This is a genomic window from Okeania sp. KiyG1, assembly GCF_014132355.1.
GTDB lineage: Bacteria > Cyanobacteriota > Cyanobacteriia > Cyanobacteriales > Microcoleaceae > Okeania.
The window spans coordinates 38322-57514 of the sequence record NZ_BLZO01000091.1 but is presented as its reverse complement, the minus strand read 5'-3'; the positions used below and the strand labels follow the sequence as shown (position 1 = coordinate 57514).

Here is a 19193-nt window from a genome sequence, read left to right as displayed (position 1 = left end):
AGCAAGTTTTCAAACCTCTTAGCTATAGTTATAGTTAGTCGCTTTTTTTGTTGATAGAGCGCACCGCTGTTGAGAGAGAACTCTGATATTGTGCTTCTAAAACGATATATACAACTTTTAAGAGCGATCGCCCTTTCAAGTCTTCTGGGACAATGTGGCGAACGGTAGGTTTAACAGATGTGAACATTAAGTATTGCTCCTTGAGGGTAATTGCTGATACTTAATGAGTATATTTACCAGAAAACATTAATAAAAGGTAGGTTCAATAATTGATAATTGATAATGGATAATTGATAATTACCTCTCCCTAAAAGGAAGAGGATTGAATCAAAGGAAAATTTTTCTTGTTTCTCCTTAAAAGGAGAGGCTTTAAACCTTAATTATTCGGTAAAGTCTTGATTTGATACAATTCGATAAGAATTTCAAAATTTTTCGTTACATTTATTGACAAAATGGCAAATATATAGTTCAAATTTTGTTAAAAAAATTACTTGACATTTTGCTGTGAATATGATTTTTAATCTTTGTATTGGACTGACATACCTTAAATGGTGCACTCTTATTTTTGTTTCTAGGTGTCTTGATCTCCCCCATCTCCCCATCTTCCCCTCCTGGGTTGGGGAGGGGCTGGGGTGAGTCCCCACACTCCCCATCTTCCCCTCCTGGGAGCAGGGCTGTTTCATTCTCGATAGACACGGGGACGCACCAGACACACCAGACACGGGGATTGAGGCTTTTAATTTATGATTAAAAATTGACTTTTCACCATTTTAGTCAGAGCAAAAGGGACGCTTATTGGCGCTCAAAATCGGCAAATTTTGGTAAATTTTACAGCTTCCACGATCCCCTCATCTTCCGTTCTCTCGCTCATCGTTAATCTACAATACTTTGAAACAGCCCCACACTCCCCATCGCTCCGCAGTCAAAAGTCAAAAGTAAGAAGAAAATTATAGATATCAATCAGAATCAACGATTTAAATAAGTATTTATGTTTAATATTTAACTGAGAATTTGGCTCTTGATCGAGGTAAATGAAGATAATTTATATAGTATAAATACTTAAACAACTTCAGAATTTTATACTCATTTTAATGTTACAAATTGAAGTGCAGAATGTAGGTTGTAATTTTATCAACCCAAAAACAATCACAATGAAAAACATCATCAAACTAACAATAATACTAACAATATTCACAAGGAAGAGGGAAGAAGCAGGTAGGCAAATAAAATATAAACTTTTTATTAATAAAACTCAAGTTATCACTTAAGAGTGCTATTTGTAATGTATTGCCATACTTACTTAAGGAGTGAATTAAAATGTCTACAAAAAGTACGAAAGAAAAAACAGCCAAACTAACTGAAGATCATGAGGTAACGGATCGGGATAAGATATTAGGCGATCTAGAAATAGATGAGAGTACAGTCTTTTCCTTGGAAGATAAATATTTTACTCTTGTCCCTGAAGCTGTTGAGCGTGTCAAAGAAACAATTGAGTCAGGAGAAATCTTTACACCTCCTACATCGCTTCGTCGTCCTTGGAGACCAAGACCTATATCAGTTACAGGAAAAGAATATTCCAATAATGCAGATAAAGATACTAACGGAATACCCGATCCTGCTCAAAATCTACTTTGGTATGGAACTGGCTCAACGGATAATGCATTTGATTATGGGATTGGAGCTCAGGTAGATGCTATATCAAATGCGGGAGATGCTTTCTTCAATTCAGTTGTTAACAATCAAAGTAACCTGGCATTTTCTACAACTTTTAGTAACAAAATCTACTATGAAACTCCTAGTGGACCTGGCGGGGTTTGGGCATCCCGTAATCAAATAGATCAACAAAAGCAGCCAGTAGGCGATGTTGGAGCGCTTGATGTAGATGGCTTAGAATTATGGGGCCCCGTAGATGCTAATCGCTTCTCTGTATATGGAGATCAAGATGCAGCTGTCTACGAGTATAATAGGTTCACTGGAGATATTACCCCGGTGTATTTTCAGGCAGAAATTGCTGAAGCTATTGGTGTATTACCTCAAAATGCCAATAAAGTTAACATTGATGCCATGATGACATCTGGGGATAAAATTATATTTAGTATCGATCCTATTGAGGAGCTAGGGTTTGATGGAGGTGAAATTTGGTTTTGGGACGGAGACCCGTCATTCAATTCGGCTAGTTTCCTTAATCATGGAGGTCATGTTTGGGATACTGACTTTGATGTTATGGGAACTTTTGACACGGTTTCAGAAAATGTCAATGCTCTAGAATCTCCTCATAAATACTTTTTGCCAGAGCTAAGAGCAGATGATGTCGTGTTAGGTGATGTCGTGTTAGGTGATTTCGATGCAGACGATGTCGTGCTAGAACCACTTCCTGTTGGTGGTGTCGGTCGTGATGTTGTAAAGAAAATCCTTCATGGGGTAAAGATTAGCTCTACCGAATTAACTACAAGCGAGGATGGTACTGAAGCCGAATTTGATGTAGTATTAGGTAGTAAACCTACTCGAGCTGTCTCAGTAACATTTACTAGCAGCGATAAGAGTGAAGGTGTTTTAAAAAAAAGCACATACAGATTTACTCCCAAAAATTGGAATATTCCCAAAACTGTTAAAGTGAAAGGTGTAGATGATGCTGAACTCGATGGAGATATCAGTTTCACTATATCAGGCAAACTAAGTAGCAAGGATAAAAATTATAACAAGAGAGAACTAGCGGATATAACTGTTGTTAACGTTGATAATGAGGAGACTCCTAGTGAGGGGGTAACCTTTAGCTCTACCGAATTAACGACAAGCGAGGATGGTACTGAAGCCGAATTTGATGTGGTATTAGATAGTAAACCTACCCGAGCTGTATCAGTAAAATTAACTAGCAGCGATAAGAGTGAAGGTGCTTTAGATAAAAGCACATACAGATTTACTCCCAAAAATTGGAATATTCCCCAAACTGTTACAGTAACAGGTGTAGATGATGATGAACTGGATGGAGATATCAGTTTAACTATATCAGGTAAAGTAAATAGTAGGGATAAAAATTATAACAAGATAGAATTAGCGGATATAACTGTTCTTAACGTTGATAATGAGGAGACTCCTAGTGAGAGGATAACCGTTAGCTCTACCGAGTTAGAGACAAACGAGGATGATACTGAAGCCAATGTTAACCTTGATAATGACAGTGAGGAAGATCAAACCATTATCGGAGACAACGAAGCCAATATTCTCAATGGTACAAAAGGTGACGATATTATTAATGGAGGTAATGGTGACGACGAACTCTTTGGTAAATCTGGTAATGATACCTTATTAGGAGGAGCTGATGACGATACTCTAGAAGGAGGTATTGGTAATGATATTCTCACAGGTTCTGACGGTTCTGACTACTTTAGCTTTAACACTAATCAGAAATTTCAAGCAAAGAAGATAGGTATAGATGAAATAACTGATTTTTCCGAAGAAGATATTATTTCCTTAGATCGCACAACTTTCACTAAGATCGAGAGTGTGGCGGGAGATGGGTTTAGCATTGAGAGTGAATTTGCTATAGTTACTGATAATCTATCGGCAGAAACGTCTAGTGCTGTAATTGTCTACAATAGTGAAAATGGTAATTTGTTCTATAATCCCAATGGTAGTGGCTCAGGTTTCGGTAATGGTGGTCAGTTTGCAACTTTGACAAATACTCCATCATTAGGAGAAGAAAATTTCTCTATCAAGAATTAAACAATTTATACTATAGCGGGCATCTTGCCCGCGTGGGTGTACCTCAATTATCTCTTCTCCAACCAACTTAATAAATCTGCTAAATTCTTAAAATCAAAAAGCGCCTTAACTAAACTTTCTAAATCTTCACTAGACAAATTAGAAATCTGACTACTAATATCTTCATCCACCTCTCCAAAACGTTGATTAATTAAAGACATTACTATTTCTAATTTACCTATTGTTTATTCCTTCTGCTTTACCTTCTTCTTTTGCATAACTTATTTTTCCTTTCTCATCTTACAACATTATTGCCCGCCGTTCAAAACTGTCTAATTCTTGTCTATTAAAATTAGCCTGATTAGCAATATTTAGAGCACGTTTAATTTCCGGTACTTCCCCTAAAGGTTCTGGAATTATTTCTAATTTAGCAGTTTCTTTCAAGAAGTAAATCCACTTATCTGCCAAACTTTCTAATTCCTCTAATTTCTTATTAAATTTCGGCAATTCCAGAAATACAAATTTTAGTTCTGCACCTTTATAAACAAAATTATCTGTTTCCTCTTTATACACAAATCTGTTAATTACTTTCTGATTTTCCTTAAACATCAGAAAATCAGTAATTGTCACAGCTATGATTGGATTTAGCAAAAAATAACCTTCTCCTATTTCTAATTGATTGGCATAAGATTTACAAAGATTGTAAGCTAATTGATAGTGGATAATGGATAATGGATAATGGATAATGGATAATTGATAATTGATAATTATGAAAAATAATGTAGTTAAAGAAAAATCATTTGCATTTGCACTACGAGTTGTTAAATTGTCAAAGTATCTTAATCAAGATAAACATGAGTATGTTTTGTCAAAGCAATTACTTCGTAGTGGTACAGCAATAGGGGCTTTGGTGCGTGAAGCTGAACACGCTGAAAGTCGTGCCGACTTCGCACATAAAATGGCCATCGCTCTGAAAGAGGCTAATGAGACTCTGTATTGGTTAGAGTTATTACATTACGGAGACTACATTGACATCAGAGGATTTAACTCAATTAGCCAAGACTGCATAGAATTATTAAAACTCCTAATAACTATTGTCAAATCAGCTAAATCAAACAACTAATAAGCAATTGATAATGAAAGAGTTTTTTAAATCTCTAGTTTTCTCTCTAACTCTACTAATACTCTAATTATTCATTATCAATTATCCATTAATACTCTAATTATCAATTATCAATTATCAATTATCAATTATCAATTATCAATTATCAATTATCCATTATCCATTATCCATTATCCATTATCAATTAAAAAGGAGCGATCGCTATGACTATGACCATTGCCAAGTGGACAGTTACTGAATATCATCAAATGATTGCAGCAGGAATATTAGTGGAACGCTGTGTGGAGTTATTGAATGGAGAAATTGTGGAAATGACGCCAGAGGGAGAATTTCATGCTTATACCAGTGATGAAGCAGCAGAATATTTGATATATCTGTTGGGGGAACGCGCTAAAGTCCGTCAAGGTAAGCCTATTACTTTACCACAAAGTAATTCTGAACCTGAACCGGATATTGCAATTGTACAACGTTTAGGTAGAAATTATCGCGAACATCACCCCTATCCAGAAAATATATTTTGGTTGATAGAATATTCTAATTCTACTTTGAGTAAAGATTTGGAGGTAAAAAGTAAGATTTATGCTGCGGTAGGTATTCCAGAATATTGGGTGATTAATTTGCAAAATTGGGAAGTTGTGGTATTTCGTTCTCCTACTAATACAGGTTATAACTCCCAAGAAATTTTGAGTCAGGGGGTAATTGTACCGTTGGCGTTTAGGGAACTGGAGGTTTCAGTCGAGAGATTATTTGGGGAGTAGTTTGGGAGGCGATCGCTTCCCAACGTAGGGACGTTCCATGGAACGTCTTGTGGTCTACCGTGCAGGAAAACCGCTGTAAGGAATTGTTCGCAATGCTTTAGCCAAAGCATCGTTATTTTCTCTGAGACCTTCATAGAAAAATAACACTTCTCCATTAATACCTATAGAGCGGTTATAGGCGATCGCCTCCAAAAGATAATCTACACTAATTCGATAAGAGCCAACTTTAATTAAAATCCCTGGAAACACCTTACTTAAATGACTACAAATAAATTGCTGTTTCACTAACTGTTGCACAAGAGATTTGTAACTAGCAAAGTCACGACGGTAAAGTTGAGGGTGAATAATATCCACAATTCCTTGATTTATCCAAGTTGGGTAGTCTTGTAAATATTCATTCAAACTCCACTTGTAAAAACTGGGAGCCATTGAAACCAAAAGTTCAGGCTTAATTGCTTTCACTTCCCGATGTAAACGAGTTAAAAAATTTGTCAAAATATCTGCACGCCATTGTAACCATCTGTGATGTTTATGATTTTGAGGTGGATGACAAGAAAATTGCTGACGATAACGTTCCACTGTTTTAACATCGTAGCCACCTTCAGAAGGAAATGCTGGCATTCGGTCGTCTCCCTGGATGCCATCAATGTCATAATTTTTCACCACTTCCAATACTAGATCCATCAGAAAATTCTGCACTTGCTCATCCAAAGCATTCATCCACTCAAAACCATTTTTTACCAATAAATTCCCCCTACAGTCACGAGCCGCCCATTCCGGTTTTTTTGCTAGAAGTAACCCTCCATTTTGTTTGTAAGAACTGACAAACCCGTATTCAAACCAAGGAATAATTTTAATACCGACTCGCCGTGCTTCCATAATTACTTCTGCTAGGGGGTCGCGACCTTTGTATAGAGGGTCTATCTCTCTGCCAAAAATTGTCTGCATCAGTTGACTCGGGTAGAGGGTAAATGCTTTATTCCAGACCACCGGAAATACAACATTAAATCCTGTTTCAGCAAGAAAGTCCATTGCTTCAGCAATATTATCTCTAGAATAGAGGACTTTACTATCAACATTTGTGAGCCAGATACCGTGTAATGTCATGTTCGGAGGTGTGGGAGGTGTTGGAGGTGTTGAAGGTGTTGGAAGTGTGGGAGGTGTGGGAAGTGTGGGAAGTGTGGAGGGCTTTACATAGAATCCACATTGGAATTATAGTTTTAGCAACAGAGGAAGTAATATCATGTCCGGATAAGAGCGTGATAAAAAACTTTTTCTCGTAAGCACTTTTTCTTCCCTCCTGCCTCCTGCCTCCTGCCTCCTGCCTTCCTTATACTTCTTAATCATTCTTAATGTAAATTCTCATCCATTCATTTTAATCTATAGAAATAGGCAGTAAATTTCTAAATTTCTGTAGGAATTGATACGCCAAATTGTATAATTTAGTATTCGTAAGGGAATTTTAACATGAGTGTAAACCTAGCAACTCAATTGCGTGAAGGAACCAAAAAAGCTCATACAAATGCAGAAAACGTAGGTTTTGTCAAGTGTTTTTTAAAAGGTGTTGTAGAAAAGAACTCCTACCGGAATTTAGTTAAGAATCTTTACTTTGTTTATTCCGCAATGGAAGAAGAGATGCAACGCCACCAGGAACATCCAATCCTTTCCCAGGTTTATTTTGCACAGCTAAACCGTAAACAGAGTCTAGAGAAAGACCTACAGTTTTATTATGGTGCTGGTTGGCGCGATCAAGTTGCTCCTTCTGCTGCGGGTGAAGCTTATGTACAGAGAATTAGAGAAATTTCAGAAAAAGAACCAGAGTTGTTAGTAGCTCACTCCTATACTCGCTACTTGGGAGATTTGTCTGGCGGTCAAATTCTTAAGAAAATTGCTCAGAGAGGTATGAATTTAACTGATGGGGAAGGTACTGCTTTCTATGAGTTCCCAGAAATTTCTGATGAGAAAGCATTTAAGAATATGTATCGTCAGAGGATGAATGATTTACCCATCGATCAGGCAACGGCAGATAGAATGGTTAATGAGGCTAATGCTGCTTTTGACATGAACATGAAAATGTTCAATGAATTAGAAGGTAATTTAATTAAGGCGATCGGTGTATTGTTGTTCAATACTTTAACTAGAAGACGTAGTTCAGGTAGTACAGAGTTAGCTACTGCTGCTGAATAATAACGGTTGATTGGTTAATATTTCTATTTTTGTAGAAAGAAGACTTTTAACTTGTATTTTAAATGTTGGGGGTTTGATGGCTCTAAAGTAGTCACCAAGTCTCCAACATTTTGCTTTTGAACAGGAGTGTGGGAGTGTATTCAAGAATTTAGAATTTAGAATTTAGAATTTAGAATTTAGAATTTAGAATTTAGAATTTAGAATTTAGAATTTAGAATTTAGAATTATTGATAATTAAATAATTCTGGTTTAAAGCCTCCCCTTTTAAGGGGAAAAAAGCGGTTGAGGGATGGCGAGGTCTCCTCGCCATATCCAATCAACCAAGAGAAGAAATAATATTTCCTTATATTCAATCCTCTCGGTTAAAACCCGAGGTAATTATCAATTATCCATTATCAATTATCCATTAATGAACTCTCCTTGAAAACGGATAGGATTGACGAACAGGAAAATTTTTATTTATTATCCCCTTAAAAGGGGAGGCGCATACCCACAATATTTCGGTAAGAAATTAAAAATATATATCTTCATCATTACTATTCAGGACAACCAAAAACTCTACAACCGTCATAACAACTAAATCAAAGTGATTCTCTCTTCTTCTGACTCCTGTACATCCCCCTACTAACGGGGACGCTACCTGATATCAAATCCGTTTAATTCGGCACGTAAAAAATGTTCCATCTTCAACCATTACCAAATATTTCTTAATCTCCCCATCTCCCAATCTCCCCATCTCCCCATCCCCCATCTCCCCATCTCCCCATCCCCCATCTCCCCATCTCCCCATCCCCCATCTCCCCATCTCCCCATCCCCCATCTCCCCATCCCCCCATCTCCCCATCTCCCCATCTCCCCATCCCCCATCTAATTACACCGATGCTACCGGATTTGATATGACTTGTAAAGACTACCAATTTATAACTGTTTAACCTGATTTGATATTACATAATTGCAGGACGACGATCGCATTTTTATAAGCTGAAAATGTTGATAGATCGAACAAATTTCTGGATACATATCAAAATCATCCCATGATGATGCAAAGCCCAATTTTTCAGTAATATTTTTTCCCTTTTTTTCTTCTGCTGACATGATGTCCGGCAAATTAAAGAGAATAAAAGTTTTCTTCTTGATTTTTATTTCCAGATAATGACTTTTTCTGATCTTTAATATTAGGCATTTCAACTAACATTATATCAATGATGTGCCATATTATCAATCTAAAAATTGCATTTTTGGAATTATTAGGGTATTTTGCGATAATTGTCGTAGCAGTTAAACTGATGATGTACCTATACAAAAATTAGGAGGATGTTTAATATGGCATCTCATAAAATTCTTGTAGTTGATGATGACCAGGCAACCAGAATGTTAGTTCATCGTTTTTTAACTCAGCAAGAATATCAAGTAGAGTCTGCAGGAGATGGTAAAACAGCTTTAGTTTTATTTAAAGAATTTCAACCAGATTTAGTTGTTTTAGATATAAATCTACCAGATACTACTGGGTTTGAGCTTTGTCAGGAAATGCAGAGTTATAATGATGTATTGGTACTTATGTTGAGCAGTCTATGTGATGAAGCAACTAAAGTCCTAGCTTTTCAGTTAGGTGCAGACGGTTATCTCACAAAACCATTTAGTTTAGTAGAATTGAATGCTCTTATCAGAGCAATATTGAAACGTCAAAGATTACCTTCTAATAGAAAATCAGACCAGCTTGTATTTGGGGATTTAGTAATAAATAATACTATTAGAGAAGTAAAATTTAAGAATAAAATTGTTGCTCTAACTAACATACAATTTAATTTATTATTTTGTATGGCTAATAAACCAAGCTATGTTTGGAAGCGCTCTGAATTGTGCAATCAAGTATTTAATAGTGAAGATGATTCTTGGTTTGGAAACGAAAAAGTTTGTGATGTACATATTAGTCAGATTCGCAAAAAAATTAAAAATTGTGGTTGTGATTTTGAGTATATAAAAACTATTTATAAAGTTGGTTATAAGTTTGAAGCGCCAGTCAAAGATGATATTATACAGGAATAACTAATACCGTTTCACGGAAGTTATAAGTCAAAAGTCAAAAGTCAAAAGTAAGATTTTATAGAAGCTCAAAACTTTTATGATAGAGTAATTTCAGGAAATTATTTAACATTTTAAGCAGCACAACTATTTGTCACATCTTTAAAGTAAATTGGTATAAGTTATTTCTATTCTGCTTACTTGTTAATGACGGAGGAGTCAGGAGTCAGGAGGGAAGAAAGAAGAAGGAAGAGGAAGAACTGGAGTTGAAAGAGAAAGTTTTTTTATAACTAATTATCCGGACATGATATTACCAAAAAATTAAGGTATAAAGCCTCTCCATTCCATAGAGAAAAAAGAAAAAAAATCCTGGCGCTGGTAAATTAGGGTATGATATTAATCTTAATTATTTAGGAGTCAGGAGTCAGGAGTCAGGAGTCAGGAGGGAAGAAAAAAGAAGAAATAAGGAATAGAAGGGGAAAGTTTTTTGTTCGCGCTCTTATCCGGACAAGATATCATACCTCTTTTCACCAACGCCAAAAAATCCTTTTAGTCAATCTTCTTCTTTATAAGAAGAGGTAATTATTAATTATTAATTGTTAATTATTAATTATTAAACGCTTTCTAATATTTCCAATAACCGCGCTTCACTCAACTGCTCGATCCCCAACTTTTCAGCTTTCTGCAACTTAGAACCTGGATCTTTTCCTACCACAACAAAATCAGTCTTAGAACTCACCGTACTCGTCACCTTACCACCAGCAGTTTCAATCAAACTCTTTGCCTCATCCCGCTTCAAGGTTGGTAAAGTTCCCGTTAGCACAAAAGTTTTGCCTGCTAAAAATGCACTTTGCTCTTTTGCCACATTCCCTGTATTTGTTCTTACCTCCATCGTCACTCCAGCATTATTCAGACGTTTCACCAATTCTTGATTAGCTGATACCTGAAACCACTGTTCAATTGATTGAGCAATTTCTGGACCAATTCCATAGACTGCCTCAATATCTGTCACCTTTGCTTGTGCCAACTGTCCTACACAGGAAAATTTCTGAGTTAATAACTCTGCATTTACACTACCCACATGACGAATACCTAAACCATAAAGCACCCGCGCCCAAGATTTTGTCTTGGAAGTAGCGATCGCATCTACCAATTTAGTAGCAGATTTTTGTCCCATGCGTTCGAGGGAAGTCAAACTTTCGACATTCAAATCATATAGATCGCCCACCGACTCAACTAAACCACTATTTACCAACTGCTGTACTAATTTTTCCCCTAAACCATTAATATCCAGAGCGCCTCTAGAGGCCCAATGTACCAAGGAACCCCGAACAATAGCGGGACATGAAGCATTGATACACCTCGTTACTGCCTCATCGGTAGGTTTGACCACAGGTTGACCGCATTCTGGACAGTGGGTAGGCATTTGAAATAGTTGGGCATTTGTGGGACGTAGTTCTGGTAAAACTCGTACCACTTCTGGAATAATTTCTCCAGCTTTGCGGACTATTACTGTGTCCCCTATATGTAAATTTAGTTCCGCGAGGCGATCGCTATTATGTAGGGAAGCTCTTTGTACGGTTGTACCTGCTAACTGGACAGATTTTAATTCTGCCACGGGGGTAAGTGCCCCAGTTCGGCCCACTTGAATTGTGACTGCTTCGACAATAGTCGGGACTTCTTCGGCAGGATATTTGAGAGCGATCGCCCACCGAGGAAATTTTTGAGTAAATCCTAATTTTTTTTGTAGTGGCAAAGAATTAAGTTTAACTACAACTCCATCGGTTAAATAGGGCAAATTTTTTCGTTCGGTATCCCAATATTGATAGTATTTTTGAACATCATTTAAAGATGAACAAATTTGACGATGAGGATTAACTTTAAAACCTAGTTTTTGTAGTAATTCTAAATATTGCCATTGAGTAGAAAGTTGAGATAATTCTGAGTTAATTTCAGATTGTATATAAAGTGTATAAGCGAAAAAATCTAGTCGGCGTCGAGCAACTATTTTTGAATCTAACTGTCGCAAAGTACCTGCTGCTGAATTACGGGGATTAGCAAATGGTGGTTCTCCCATTTTTTCTCTTTCTGCGTTGATACTTTCAAATACATTAATTGATAAAAAAGCCTCACCTCGAACTTCTATTATTGAGGGTGGATTATCTATTTTTAGTTTTAAGGGAATACTTTTAATTGTTTTGACATTTTGAGTAATATCTTCTCCTGTAATTCCATCTCCACGAGTAGCACCTCTTACTAATAAACCATTTTCATAAGTTAGAGCTAAAGCAGAACCATCTATTTTGAGTTCACAAACATAATCTACCGTATTAGGATGGGGATCGATTGTTATTTGACGTTGCCAACGTTCTTGCCAATTTTTTAATTCTTCAATATTAAAAGCATTTTCCAGACTATAAAGAGGAATATTATGCTCAATTGAAATAAATTTAGTTGCTGGTTTTTCTCCTACTCTTTGGGTAGGACTATCTGGAACAATTAATTGAGGATATTGAGTTTCTAATTCTTGTAATTCTCGAATCAGGCGATCGTAAACAGCATCTTCCATAATAGGGTTATCAAGAACATAGTAAGCATAGCCAGCTTCTTGAAGTTTCTGCCTCAATTGTTGAGCGCGCTGCTCTAATTCTGGTGTTAACTTTGCCATGTTTTTTCTCCTTTTTAGGGAATAGGGAATAGGGAATAGGGAATAGGGAAAAATTTAGCGGGGAAAACTTTTTTGTTATGGCTAATTAATGACACTTGATATTAGACACAATTTTGATCGTATTCTCAATTTTAGGGAACAGAGAACAGGGAATAGGGAATAGGGAATAGGGAATAGGGAAAAATTTAGCGGGGAAAACTTTTTGTTATGGCTAATTAATGACATTTGATATTAGACCCAATTTTGATCGTATTCTCAATTTTAGGGAACAGAGAACAGGGAATAGGGAATAGGGAATAGGGAATAGGGAATAGGGAATAGAGAATAGGGAAAAATTTAGCGGGGAAAACTTTTTTGTTATGGCTAATTAATGACACTTGATATTAGATCCAATTTTGTATCGTATTCTCAATTTTAGGGAACAGAGAACAGGGAATAGGGAATAGGGAATAGGGAATAGGGAAAAATTTAGCGGGGAAAACTTTTTGTTATGGCTAATTAATGACATTTGATATTAGACCCAATTTTGTATCGTATTCTCAATTTTAGGGAATAGGGAATAGGGAATAGGGAATAGGGAATAGGGAATAGGGAAAAATTTAGCGGGGAAAACTTTTTTGTTATGGCTAATTAATGACATTTGATATTAGACCCAATTTTGATCGTATTCTCAATTTTAGGGAACAGGGAACAGGGAATAGGGAATAGGGAATAGGCAAAAGGCAACAGAGAAAAATTTAGCGGGGAAAACTTTTTTGTTATGGCTAATTAATGACACTTGATATTAGACCCAATTTTGATCGTATTCTCAATTTTAGGGAACAGAGAACAGGGAATAGGGAATAGGGAATAGGGAATAGGGAAAAATTTAGCGGGGAAAACTTTTTTGTTATGGCTAATTAATGACATTTGATATTAGACCCAATTTTGATCGTATTCTCAATTTTAGGGAACAGGGAACAGGGAATAGGGAATAGGGAATAGGCAAAAGGCAACAGAGAAAAATTTAGCGGGGAAAACTTTTTTGTTATGGCTAATTAATGACACTTGATATTAGACCCAATTTTGTATCGTATTCTCAATTTTAGGGAATAGGGAATAGGGAATAGGCAAAAGGCAACAGAGAAAAATTTAGCGGGGAAAACTTTTTTGTTATGGCTAATTAATGACACTTGATATTAGACCCAATTTTGTATCGTATTCTCAATTTTAGGGAATAGGGAATAGGGAATAGACAACAGGCAACAGGGAAAAATTTATCAGAATCATGTCCGGATAATTAGTAATAATTATAGATCGAAAAACTTTCTCCTTTTCCTCATCTTCCATCTTCCATCTTCCATCTTCCATCTTTCTTCTTCCATCTTTCTTCTTCCATCTTCCTTCTTCCATCTTCCTTCTTCAAATTTGAATCACATAGATTAATTAATTATATTGATTGATAGTTTTTTTGTAAAAATCCTATTTTTCTAGTTATAAATTCAAGCCTAAAAATTCACTAAATTTCTTTTTCTTCACTGATTTTATTTTTGAAACATCTCCATTTGTGTAACTGTTATTCTGAGCATCTAGTAAATTTACACCATTGTTTTTTTCCTGTGGTTCATGTTCTACCTGAAACACATTTGCATAGAGGTTAGCAATAATTTGTTTGCCACTTTGAGTCAATTCCAAATAATTAATAGCTGCAGGAATATAAGGATAAACTCCATCCCAATAAAATTTTGCATAGCTACGTCTTAGATCCGCCGGAGATTTATAACCCAAAACTTTGTTAGTACCAACTTCTTCAAATTCATAGAATAAAGCACTAATTTTCAGCAAATAATTAGGGTCACTTAATTGACCAATTAAATCTGCTGCTCTTGATAACCCAGAAAAATTATTTCTATCTTGATGAGTTTCTGCCTTAGGAACAGGAAAACGAGTTAATTCAATATTACGTTTAATTTGATCTGCATCAATTAGTCGATGACCACCAAAACGTTCATCTATTACTAATTTACCTCGATCTACATGATAAGGAGTAAGGCTAGCTGAAGTAGCACCATCTCCCAAAGAAACCATTCCATCATTAATTCCTGTAGCATATAAACTTAATAATTCTTGGTCCTCTCGGCAAACTCCTTTAACATAACCAATATCGTGGCACAATAATGAAATAATATAATGTAACCAATCTTCGGGAGACACCCCACCTTCACGAATATGCTTACCCCGCAAAATTTCTTGCCCAACAAGAGTAACCAACATTGTATGCTCAACGTTGTGATATAAAGCATCACAGTTAGCAATATTTTCCAGAGCCATATTTCCTGCCCAGGCAATAATTTCTGGATAGTTGGGCTTAAAACCACCATAAGTACGATGGTAGCCTGCTTGTAGCTCTTTTACGAAAGCATTTATTAATATTTCCGTTGCATTTAACATTATATTTATTTGCACTCCAGTATTAAATATTACTCTAATAGCTCGATCTATGTCATTAGCTATTAATTTGTCAATTCATAGACTAGCTTTTCTAATTACTTGCAAGTCTGAATACCAAAAATAATTTTTTAGTTTTGATTGTTATTATCTACTTAATTTAAAAGTAGCAGAAATCTATGGCTTCGCCAAGATAATTTCTCAAATAGGGACATTAAGACTCATCACAAATAAGAATAGACCCTGAGAAAAGTCCTTTAAACTTATAAGATAGGTACACTCGATCTATGAAATAAGGGAGTAACTATTAACAATGCCTCAGACTTCTATTTCCTTTTATGTAAATGAAGAGATGGTTAAATCTTGCATCCTATAAAATATCTTTAAATAATCCGATTTGGTATAAACTCGAAAGAATAAGAAGACACAAGACAGGAATCAGAATAAATTAGTGGGCAATCAAACTTAAGACCAGTAAATCACCATATTTGTTGAAAGTCTTAGAGCTATATATCTCTGTATGAATTAAGAATTACCGAAATATTGTGGTTTAAAGCCTCCCCTTTTAAGGGGATAATAAATAAAAATTTTCATGATTAGTCAATCCTATGCGTTTTAAAGTAGAGGTAATTCTAAATTCTAAATTCTAAATTCTAAATTCTTGAAGACTCCTGAGTACGATATTTCGCCAATTTTACCGAAAAATTGGGTTTAAAGCCTCGCCCTTGTAGGGCGACTTTTTATTTTATTTGCAAGTGAATTGAATATATGCTACACTATTATTAGTTGCCGGGGGGCACTCGGAAACTCTAAACGGACGTGGAGGGAAGCGTCAGACTACCGCCAAGGAAGCAGCACCCTGTGTTAGCGACAGCTATGCGAAGCAAAGCGTCAACCCGCCGAAGAGCTACGGCTCAGTAGGAATCCCCGTGCCTAACAGCCGGGGAGGATGTCAAATTACCCTAGTTACCCCTTCAAAATTAACTTTAATTATGACCAGGTTTATTAGGCTCTGACAAATACACTAAGCAATTGAATAGTGTATTTGTCAAATATAATGTTTTTATTTGAGATGTAATATCAAATCCGTTTAATTGGACATAAAAAAAATCTTCAATCGTCATAACTATGGTCATCTTTGTAATTCTTTCTCCTCCTGACTCCTGTACGGGCGCCATTCGTCAGCTATGCGTCAGCTTTCCGGCCGAAAGCTTGCGCATAACTATCGTTAACGCCCCTACTACCTGACTCCTCCTAACTTAACCATTCTATGGGTGTTTAACCGGATTTGATATAAATTATAGATTGAGGTTTTTTGTATAAAAAAAGCACTGTGTTGAGTACCTTATATCCTAGTTTTTGCTACTATTTAATGCTGTTTTCTCTCCTTAATGCTGTTTTCCCTCCTTTACTATTCTCTCCATACCTCCATACCTCAATACCTTTTTCATAGCACTTGGTTTCCACATTCCAGATAAAAACGCTATATCATCCCTATTAACTATTACTGAACTGGCGAATAAAAAATAATTAACAGATTATTTATATAGTGTTTTTATTTGAAATGTAAACATAGATTGAGGTTTTCTTTTCTAAAAAAGACACTGTTTTGAGTGCCAGATATCCTAGTGTTTGCTACTATTTAATGCTGTTTTTCCTCCTTGACTATTCCCTCCATACCTCCATACATTTTTCATATAACTTGGTTTCCACATCCCAGATGAAAACGCTATAAAAGAGAACAATGAACAATCGGAAAAAAATTTCCCTGTCTTAAAGATCGTTATCGCTCTATGTCCAAACCTATCTATACTGTTGCTCTAAATGTAAATATAATTTACAAAGAAGTTATTAAGTAGAGTTTTATGGTAACAGCAACAGAAGAAGACCTTTTTAACGGTGTAATCGATCTAGTTGATTTTTTTGGGCCTTTAATTGATGAATCAATGCCAGGAGGGGGCAACGATCCGAATGGAGGTGCTAATGGCACAAGCACCGATGGAAGTGGGAGTTCTGGAAATCAATTCAATGAAATTCTCGGTACAGAAGAAGATGATACTATCAACGGCACAGCAGGGGCAGACCTAATTATGGGAATGGAAGGCCGAGATTCTATAGAAGGTAGAGGCGGGGGAGATAGAATTTTTGGAGAGGGAGATAATGATACTTTGCTTGGAGGTACAGGTAATGATTCTCTACTCGGCGGTCAACAACAGGATTTTATTTTAGGTGGTGATGGTAGTGACACATTGTGGGGTGGTAGGAATAATGACTCTCTATTTGGTGAAGAAAATGAAGATACACTTTATGGTAATAGAGGCAATGACTGTCTTTTTGGTGGTTTAGAAGATGATAGCCTCTTGGGAGGTAAAGAAGATGATTCTCTAGATGGAGGTGAAGGCGATGATACTCTAGTAGGCGATCGCGACTCTGATACTTTAACAGGAGGAGCAGGAGAAGATTTATTTGCTATTAATGAAAACACAGGTGGTCTCAGTCCATCAGATGCAGATATTATTACAGACTATAATCCTGAAGAAGATGATCGAATTGGATTAATTGATGGTTTAGCGCGTAGCGACATAGAATTTGATACAACTGTTGTGGGTGGAGAAAATGGTGTAGCTATTAGGTTGAGGGATGATGAAGAAGATTATCTGGCAATAGTGCTGAATGTTGCAGAAGGCGATCTTGACTTCACTATTATCTAATATCATGTCTTTTTAAATACCCACAAATAACGATTAGGGAGTAGGGAGTAGGGGGAAATTTGATAGATTCTCAAGATAATTGATGAATATCATTAATATTTACTTACGTCTAATTATCTAATTAATAGACATCTCCAGAAAATAAATCTTTTAATTAGAGCAGGCTAAGGATACGAAAAATTCACCCTAAAAAATCTTTTTTCCTGCCTTCGCGCGTAAAAATATCTTATCTGTTGCCTTCCGGAGCAGATGAGCTGTTGCCTACTCCTGCAAAAAATCTATATCTTTTTCACCAGATGTCTAATGAGACCTGATATAAAACCAAAGAACAAAGAAAAATTATGAGTGAAATAACAATATAATGCAAGGCTTTCTCAATCTTAACAAACCATCTGGCATGACTTCCCATGACTGTGTAGCAAAGGTAAGAAAGTTACTACGTCTCAAGCGTGTTGGACATGGAGGAACTCTCGATCCTGCTGCTACTGGTGTCTTACCTATTGCTGTGGGAAAGGTAACTAGATTATTACAGTTTCTACGCTCAGAAAAAGCTTATTGTGCCACAGTCAAATTTGGTGTTATTACGACTACTGATGATTTAGAGGGAGAAATTGTTAAATCTACACTAGCGCCACAGTTAACATTGTCTGATATAGAAGCAGTGCTGCCAAATTTCTTAGGAAAAATTGAACAAGTACCTCCTAGCTACAGCGCAATACAAATAGAAGGAAAGCGACTTTATGATTTAGCTCGTCAGGGAAAAACTGTTGAAATTCCAACTCGGGTTGTAGAAGTGTCTAGTTTAGAAATTCTTGACTGGCGAAGTGGAGATTTTCCAGAGCTAGATTTAGCGATCGCTTGTGGTGCCGGAACTTATATTCGGGCGATCGCTCGCGATCTAGGTGCAGTTTTAAATACTGGGGCAACTTTAGCTTCTTTAACTCGAACAGAAAGTAGTGGCTTTTGTTTGAAAGATAGTCTTACCTTTGAGGAGATGGAAACTCAACTGCAACAAAAAACTTTTAGTCTCTTATCACCGGAAGTAGCATTAGCACATTTACAAGCAATAGTTTTAGTTATTGAGGATGCCAAAAGATGGTGTCAAGGTCAACGTTTACCTTATCAAAAAAAATGGGAAATAGAAGACGAAAAAACTGAAAATCCTCTGCGAGTATACAATATTGAAGGTATATTTCTGGGTATTGGGCAGTTAATCAAATCCGAAGAAAATTTATTATTAGCACCTCAAGTTGTAATTCTTGAATAAGAAGGAAGAAGGAAGAGGAAAGAAGGAAGAGGACAGAAGGAAGAGGACAGAAGGAAAAATATTGCTTTGTCTGAGTTTTAAGTTTTTGATATGTCCGCACCGTTTCCTTCAACTGCTATACCAATTTTTTTTTAATTAGACCTCTTGCATAAATCATATCAAATCCATTTGATTGGACATAAAAAAATCTCCAATCGTCATAAATACTAAATCAAATTGACTACTCCCCGGACTCAAGTCACGGGGAAACAAGCGCAGATACTACGCAACAGGATAAATCCATGTTGCTTCGTTTCTTCGAGCGCTGACCAAAGATACACTCTCTGGG

At 36.3% G+C, this 19193-nt stretch carries 16 protein-coding genes; 7 read left to right on the top strand and 9 right to left on the bottom strand.

The window, feature by feature from the left end:
• Positions 1-34: 34 nt before the first annotated feature.
• Positions 35-187, bottom strand: a complete 153-nt coding sequence (locus tag SAGCYANO_RS20975; RefSeq protein ID WP_202221842.1) for a hypothetical protein — start codon at positions 185-187, stop codon at positions 35-37.
• A gap of 1130 nt (positions 188-1317) precedes the next feature.
• On the opposite strand from SAGCYANO_RS20975, the gene SAGCYANO_RS48830 reads away from it, so the two are divergent.
• A complete protein-coding gene (locus tag SAGCYANO_RS48830; RefSeq protein ID WP_202221840.1) occupies positions 1318-3723 on the top strand; it encodes a calcium-binding protein in 2406 nt (801 codons plus the stop codon).
• 47 nt (positions 3724-3770) lie between these two features.
• Here SAGCYANO_RS48830 and SAGCYANO_RS20960 read toward each other — a convergent pair whose 3' ends face one another.
• Positions 3771-3929, bottom strand: coding sequence for a DUF4351 domain-containing protein (locus SAGCYANO_RS20960; RefSeq protein ID WP_255502642.1), 159 nt, complete (start codon positions 3927-3929; stop codon positions 3771-3773).
• Between the two features lie 73 nt (positions 3930-4002).
• A complete protein-coding gene (locus tag SAGCYANO_RS20955; RefSeq protein WP_255502641.1) occupies positions 4003-4425 on the bottom strand; it encodes an Rpn family recombination-promoting nuclease/putative transposase in 423 nt (140 codons plus the stop codon).
• Between the two features lie 46 nt (positions 4426-4471).
• On the opposite strand from SAGCYANO_RS20955, the gene SAGCYANO_RS20950 reads away from it, so the two are divergent.
• The gene (locus SAGCYANO_RS20950) at positions 4472-4825 is read left to right on the top strand and encodes a four helix bundle protein (protein ID WP_202221838.1); all 354 of its coding nucleotides are present in this window, start codon (positions 4472-4474) and stop codon (positions 4823-4825) included.
• Positions 4826-5034: 209 nt separating this feature from the next.
• Complete coding sequence (locus SAGCYANO_RS20945; RefSeq protein WP_375339969.1) at positions 5035-5583, top strand: Uma2 family endonuclease; 549 nt, start codon at positions 5035-5037, stop codon at positions 5581-5583.
• Between the two features lie 54 nt (positions 5584-5637).
• Here SAGCYANO_RS20945 and SAGCYANO_RS20940 read toward each other — a convergent pair whose 3' ends face one another.
• Complete coding sequence (locus SAGCYANO_RS20940) at positions 5638-6690, bottom strand: glycoside hydrolase family 10 protein (RefSeq protein WP_202221836.1); 1053 nt, start codon at positions 6688-6690, stop codon at positions 5638-5640.
• A gap of 360 nt (positions 6691-7050) precedes the next feature.
• Here SAGCYANO_RS20940 and SAGCYANO_RS20935 point away from each other — a divergent pair, with 360 nt between their 5' ends.
• Positions 7051-7770 (top strand): heme oxygenase (biliverdin-producing), encoded by a 720-nt coding sequence (locus SAGCYANO_RS20935; protein ID WP_202221835.1) that lies wholly within the window; start codon positions 7051-7053, stop codon positions 7768-7770.
• Between the two features lie 707 nt (positions 7771-8477).
• Here the strand turns inward: SAGCYANO_RS20935 and SAGCYANO_RS20930 are convergent.
• Together SAGCYANO_RS20930 and SAGCYANO_RS20925 are read right to left on the bottom strand one after the other, a co-directional pair.
• Entirely contained in the window at positions 8478-8687 is a 210-nt protein-coding gene (locus tag SAGCYANO_RS20930; RefSeq protein ID WP_202221981.1) for a hypothetical protein, read from the bottom strand.
• 1 nt (position 8688) lies between these two features.
• Positions 8689-8865, bottom strand: a complete 177-nt coding sequence (locus SAGCYANO_RS20925) for a hypothetical protein (protein ID WP_202221834.1) — start codon at positions 8863-8865, stop codon at positions 8689-8691.
• 228 nt (positions 8866-9093) lie between these two features.
• Here SAGCYANO_RS20925 and SAGCYANO_RS20920 point away from each other — a divergent pair, with 228 nt between their 5' ends.
• Positions 9094-9816 (top strand): response regulator transcription factor, encoded by a 723-nt coding sequence (locus SAGCYANO_RS20920; RefSeq protein ID WP_202221833.1) that lies wholly within the window; start codon positions 9094-9096, stop codon positions 9814-9816.
• 589 nt (positions 9817-10405) lie between these two features.
• Here SAGCYANO_RS20920 and ligA read toward each other — a convergent pair.
• The 3 genes from ligA to SAGCYANO_RS20905 all read right to left on the bottom strand — a co-directional run bounded on the left by ligA (position 10406) and on the right by SAGCYANO_RS20905 (position 14890).
• Complete coding sequence (ligA, locus tag SAGCYANO_RS20915) at positions 10406-12460, bottom strand: NAD-dependent DNA ligase LigA (RefSeq protein ID WP_202221832.1); 2055 nt, start codon at positions 12458-12460, stop codon at positions 10406-10408.
• A gap of 1209 nt (positions 12461-13669) precedes the next feature.
• On the bottom strand, positions 13670-13852 hold the full coding sequence (locus SAGCYANO_RS20910; protein WP_202221831.1) for a hypothetical protein: 183 nt from the start codon (positions 13850-13852) through the stop codon (positions 13670-13672).
• An 81-nt stretch (positions 13853-13933) separates the two neighbouring features.
• Positions 13934-14890 (bottom strand): Npun_R2479 family HD domain-containing metalloprotein, encoded by a 957-nt coding sequence (locus SAGCYANO_RS20905; RefSeq protein ID WP_202221830.1) that lies wholly within the window; start codon positions 14888-14890, stop codon positions 13934-13936.
• 1862 nt (positions 14891-16752) lie between these two features.
• Between SAGCYANO_RS20905 and SAGCYANO_RS20900 the strand changes: the two genes are divergently transcribed.
• Positions 16753-17598, top strand: a complete 846-nt coding sequence (locus SAGCYANO_RS20900) for a calcium-binding protein (protein WP_202221829.1) — start codon at positions 16753-16755, stop codon at positions 17596-17598.
• Positions 17599-17959: 361 nt separating this feature from the next.
• Positions 17960-18865 (top strand): tRNA pseudouridine(55) synthase TruB, encoded by a 906-nt coding sequence (truB, locus tag SAGCYANO_RS20895; protein WP_202221828.1) that lies wholly within the window; start codon positions 17960-17962, stop codon positions 18863-18865.
• The last annotated feature ends 328 nt before the right edge of the window (positions 18866-19193 follow it).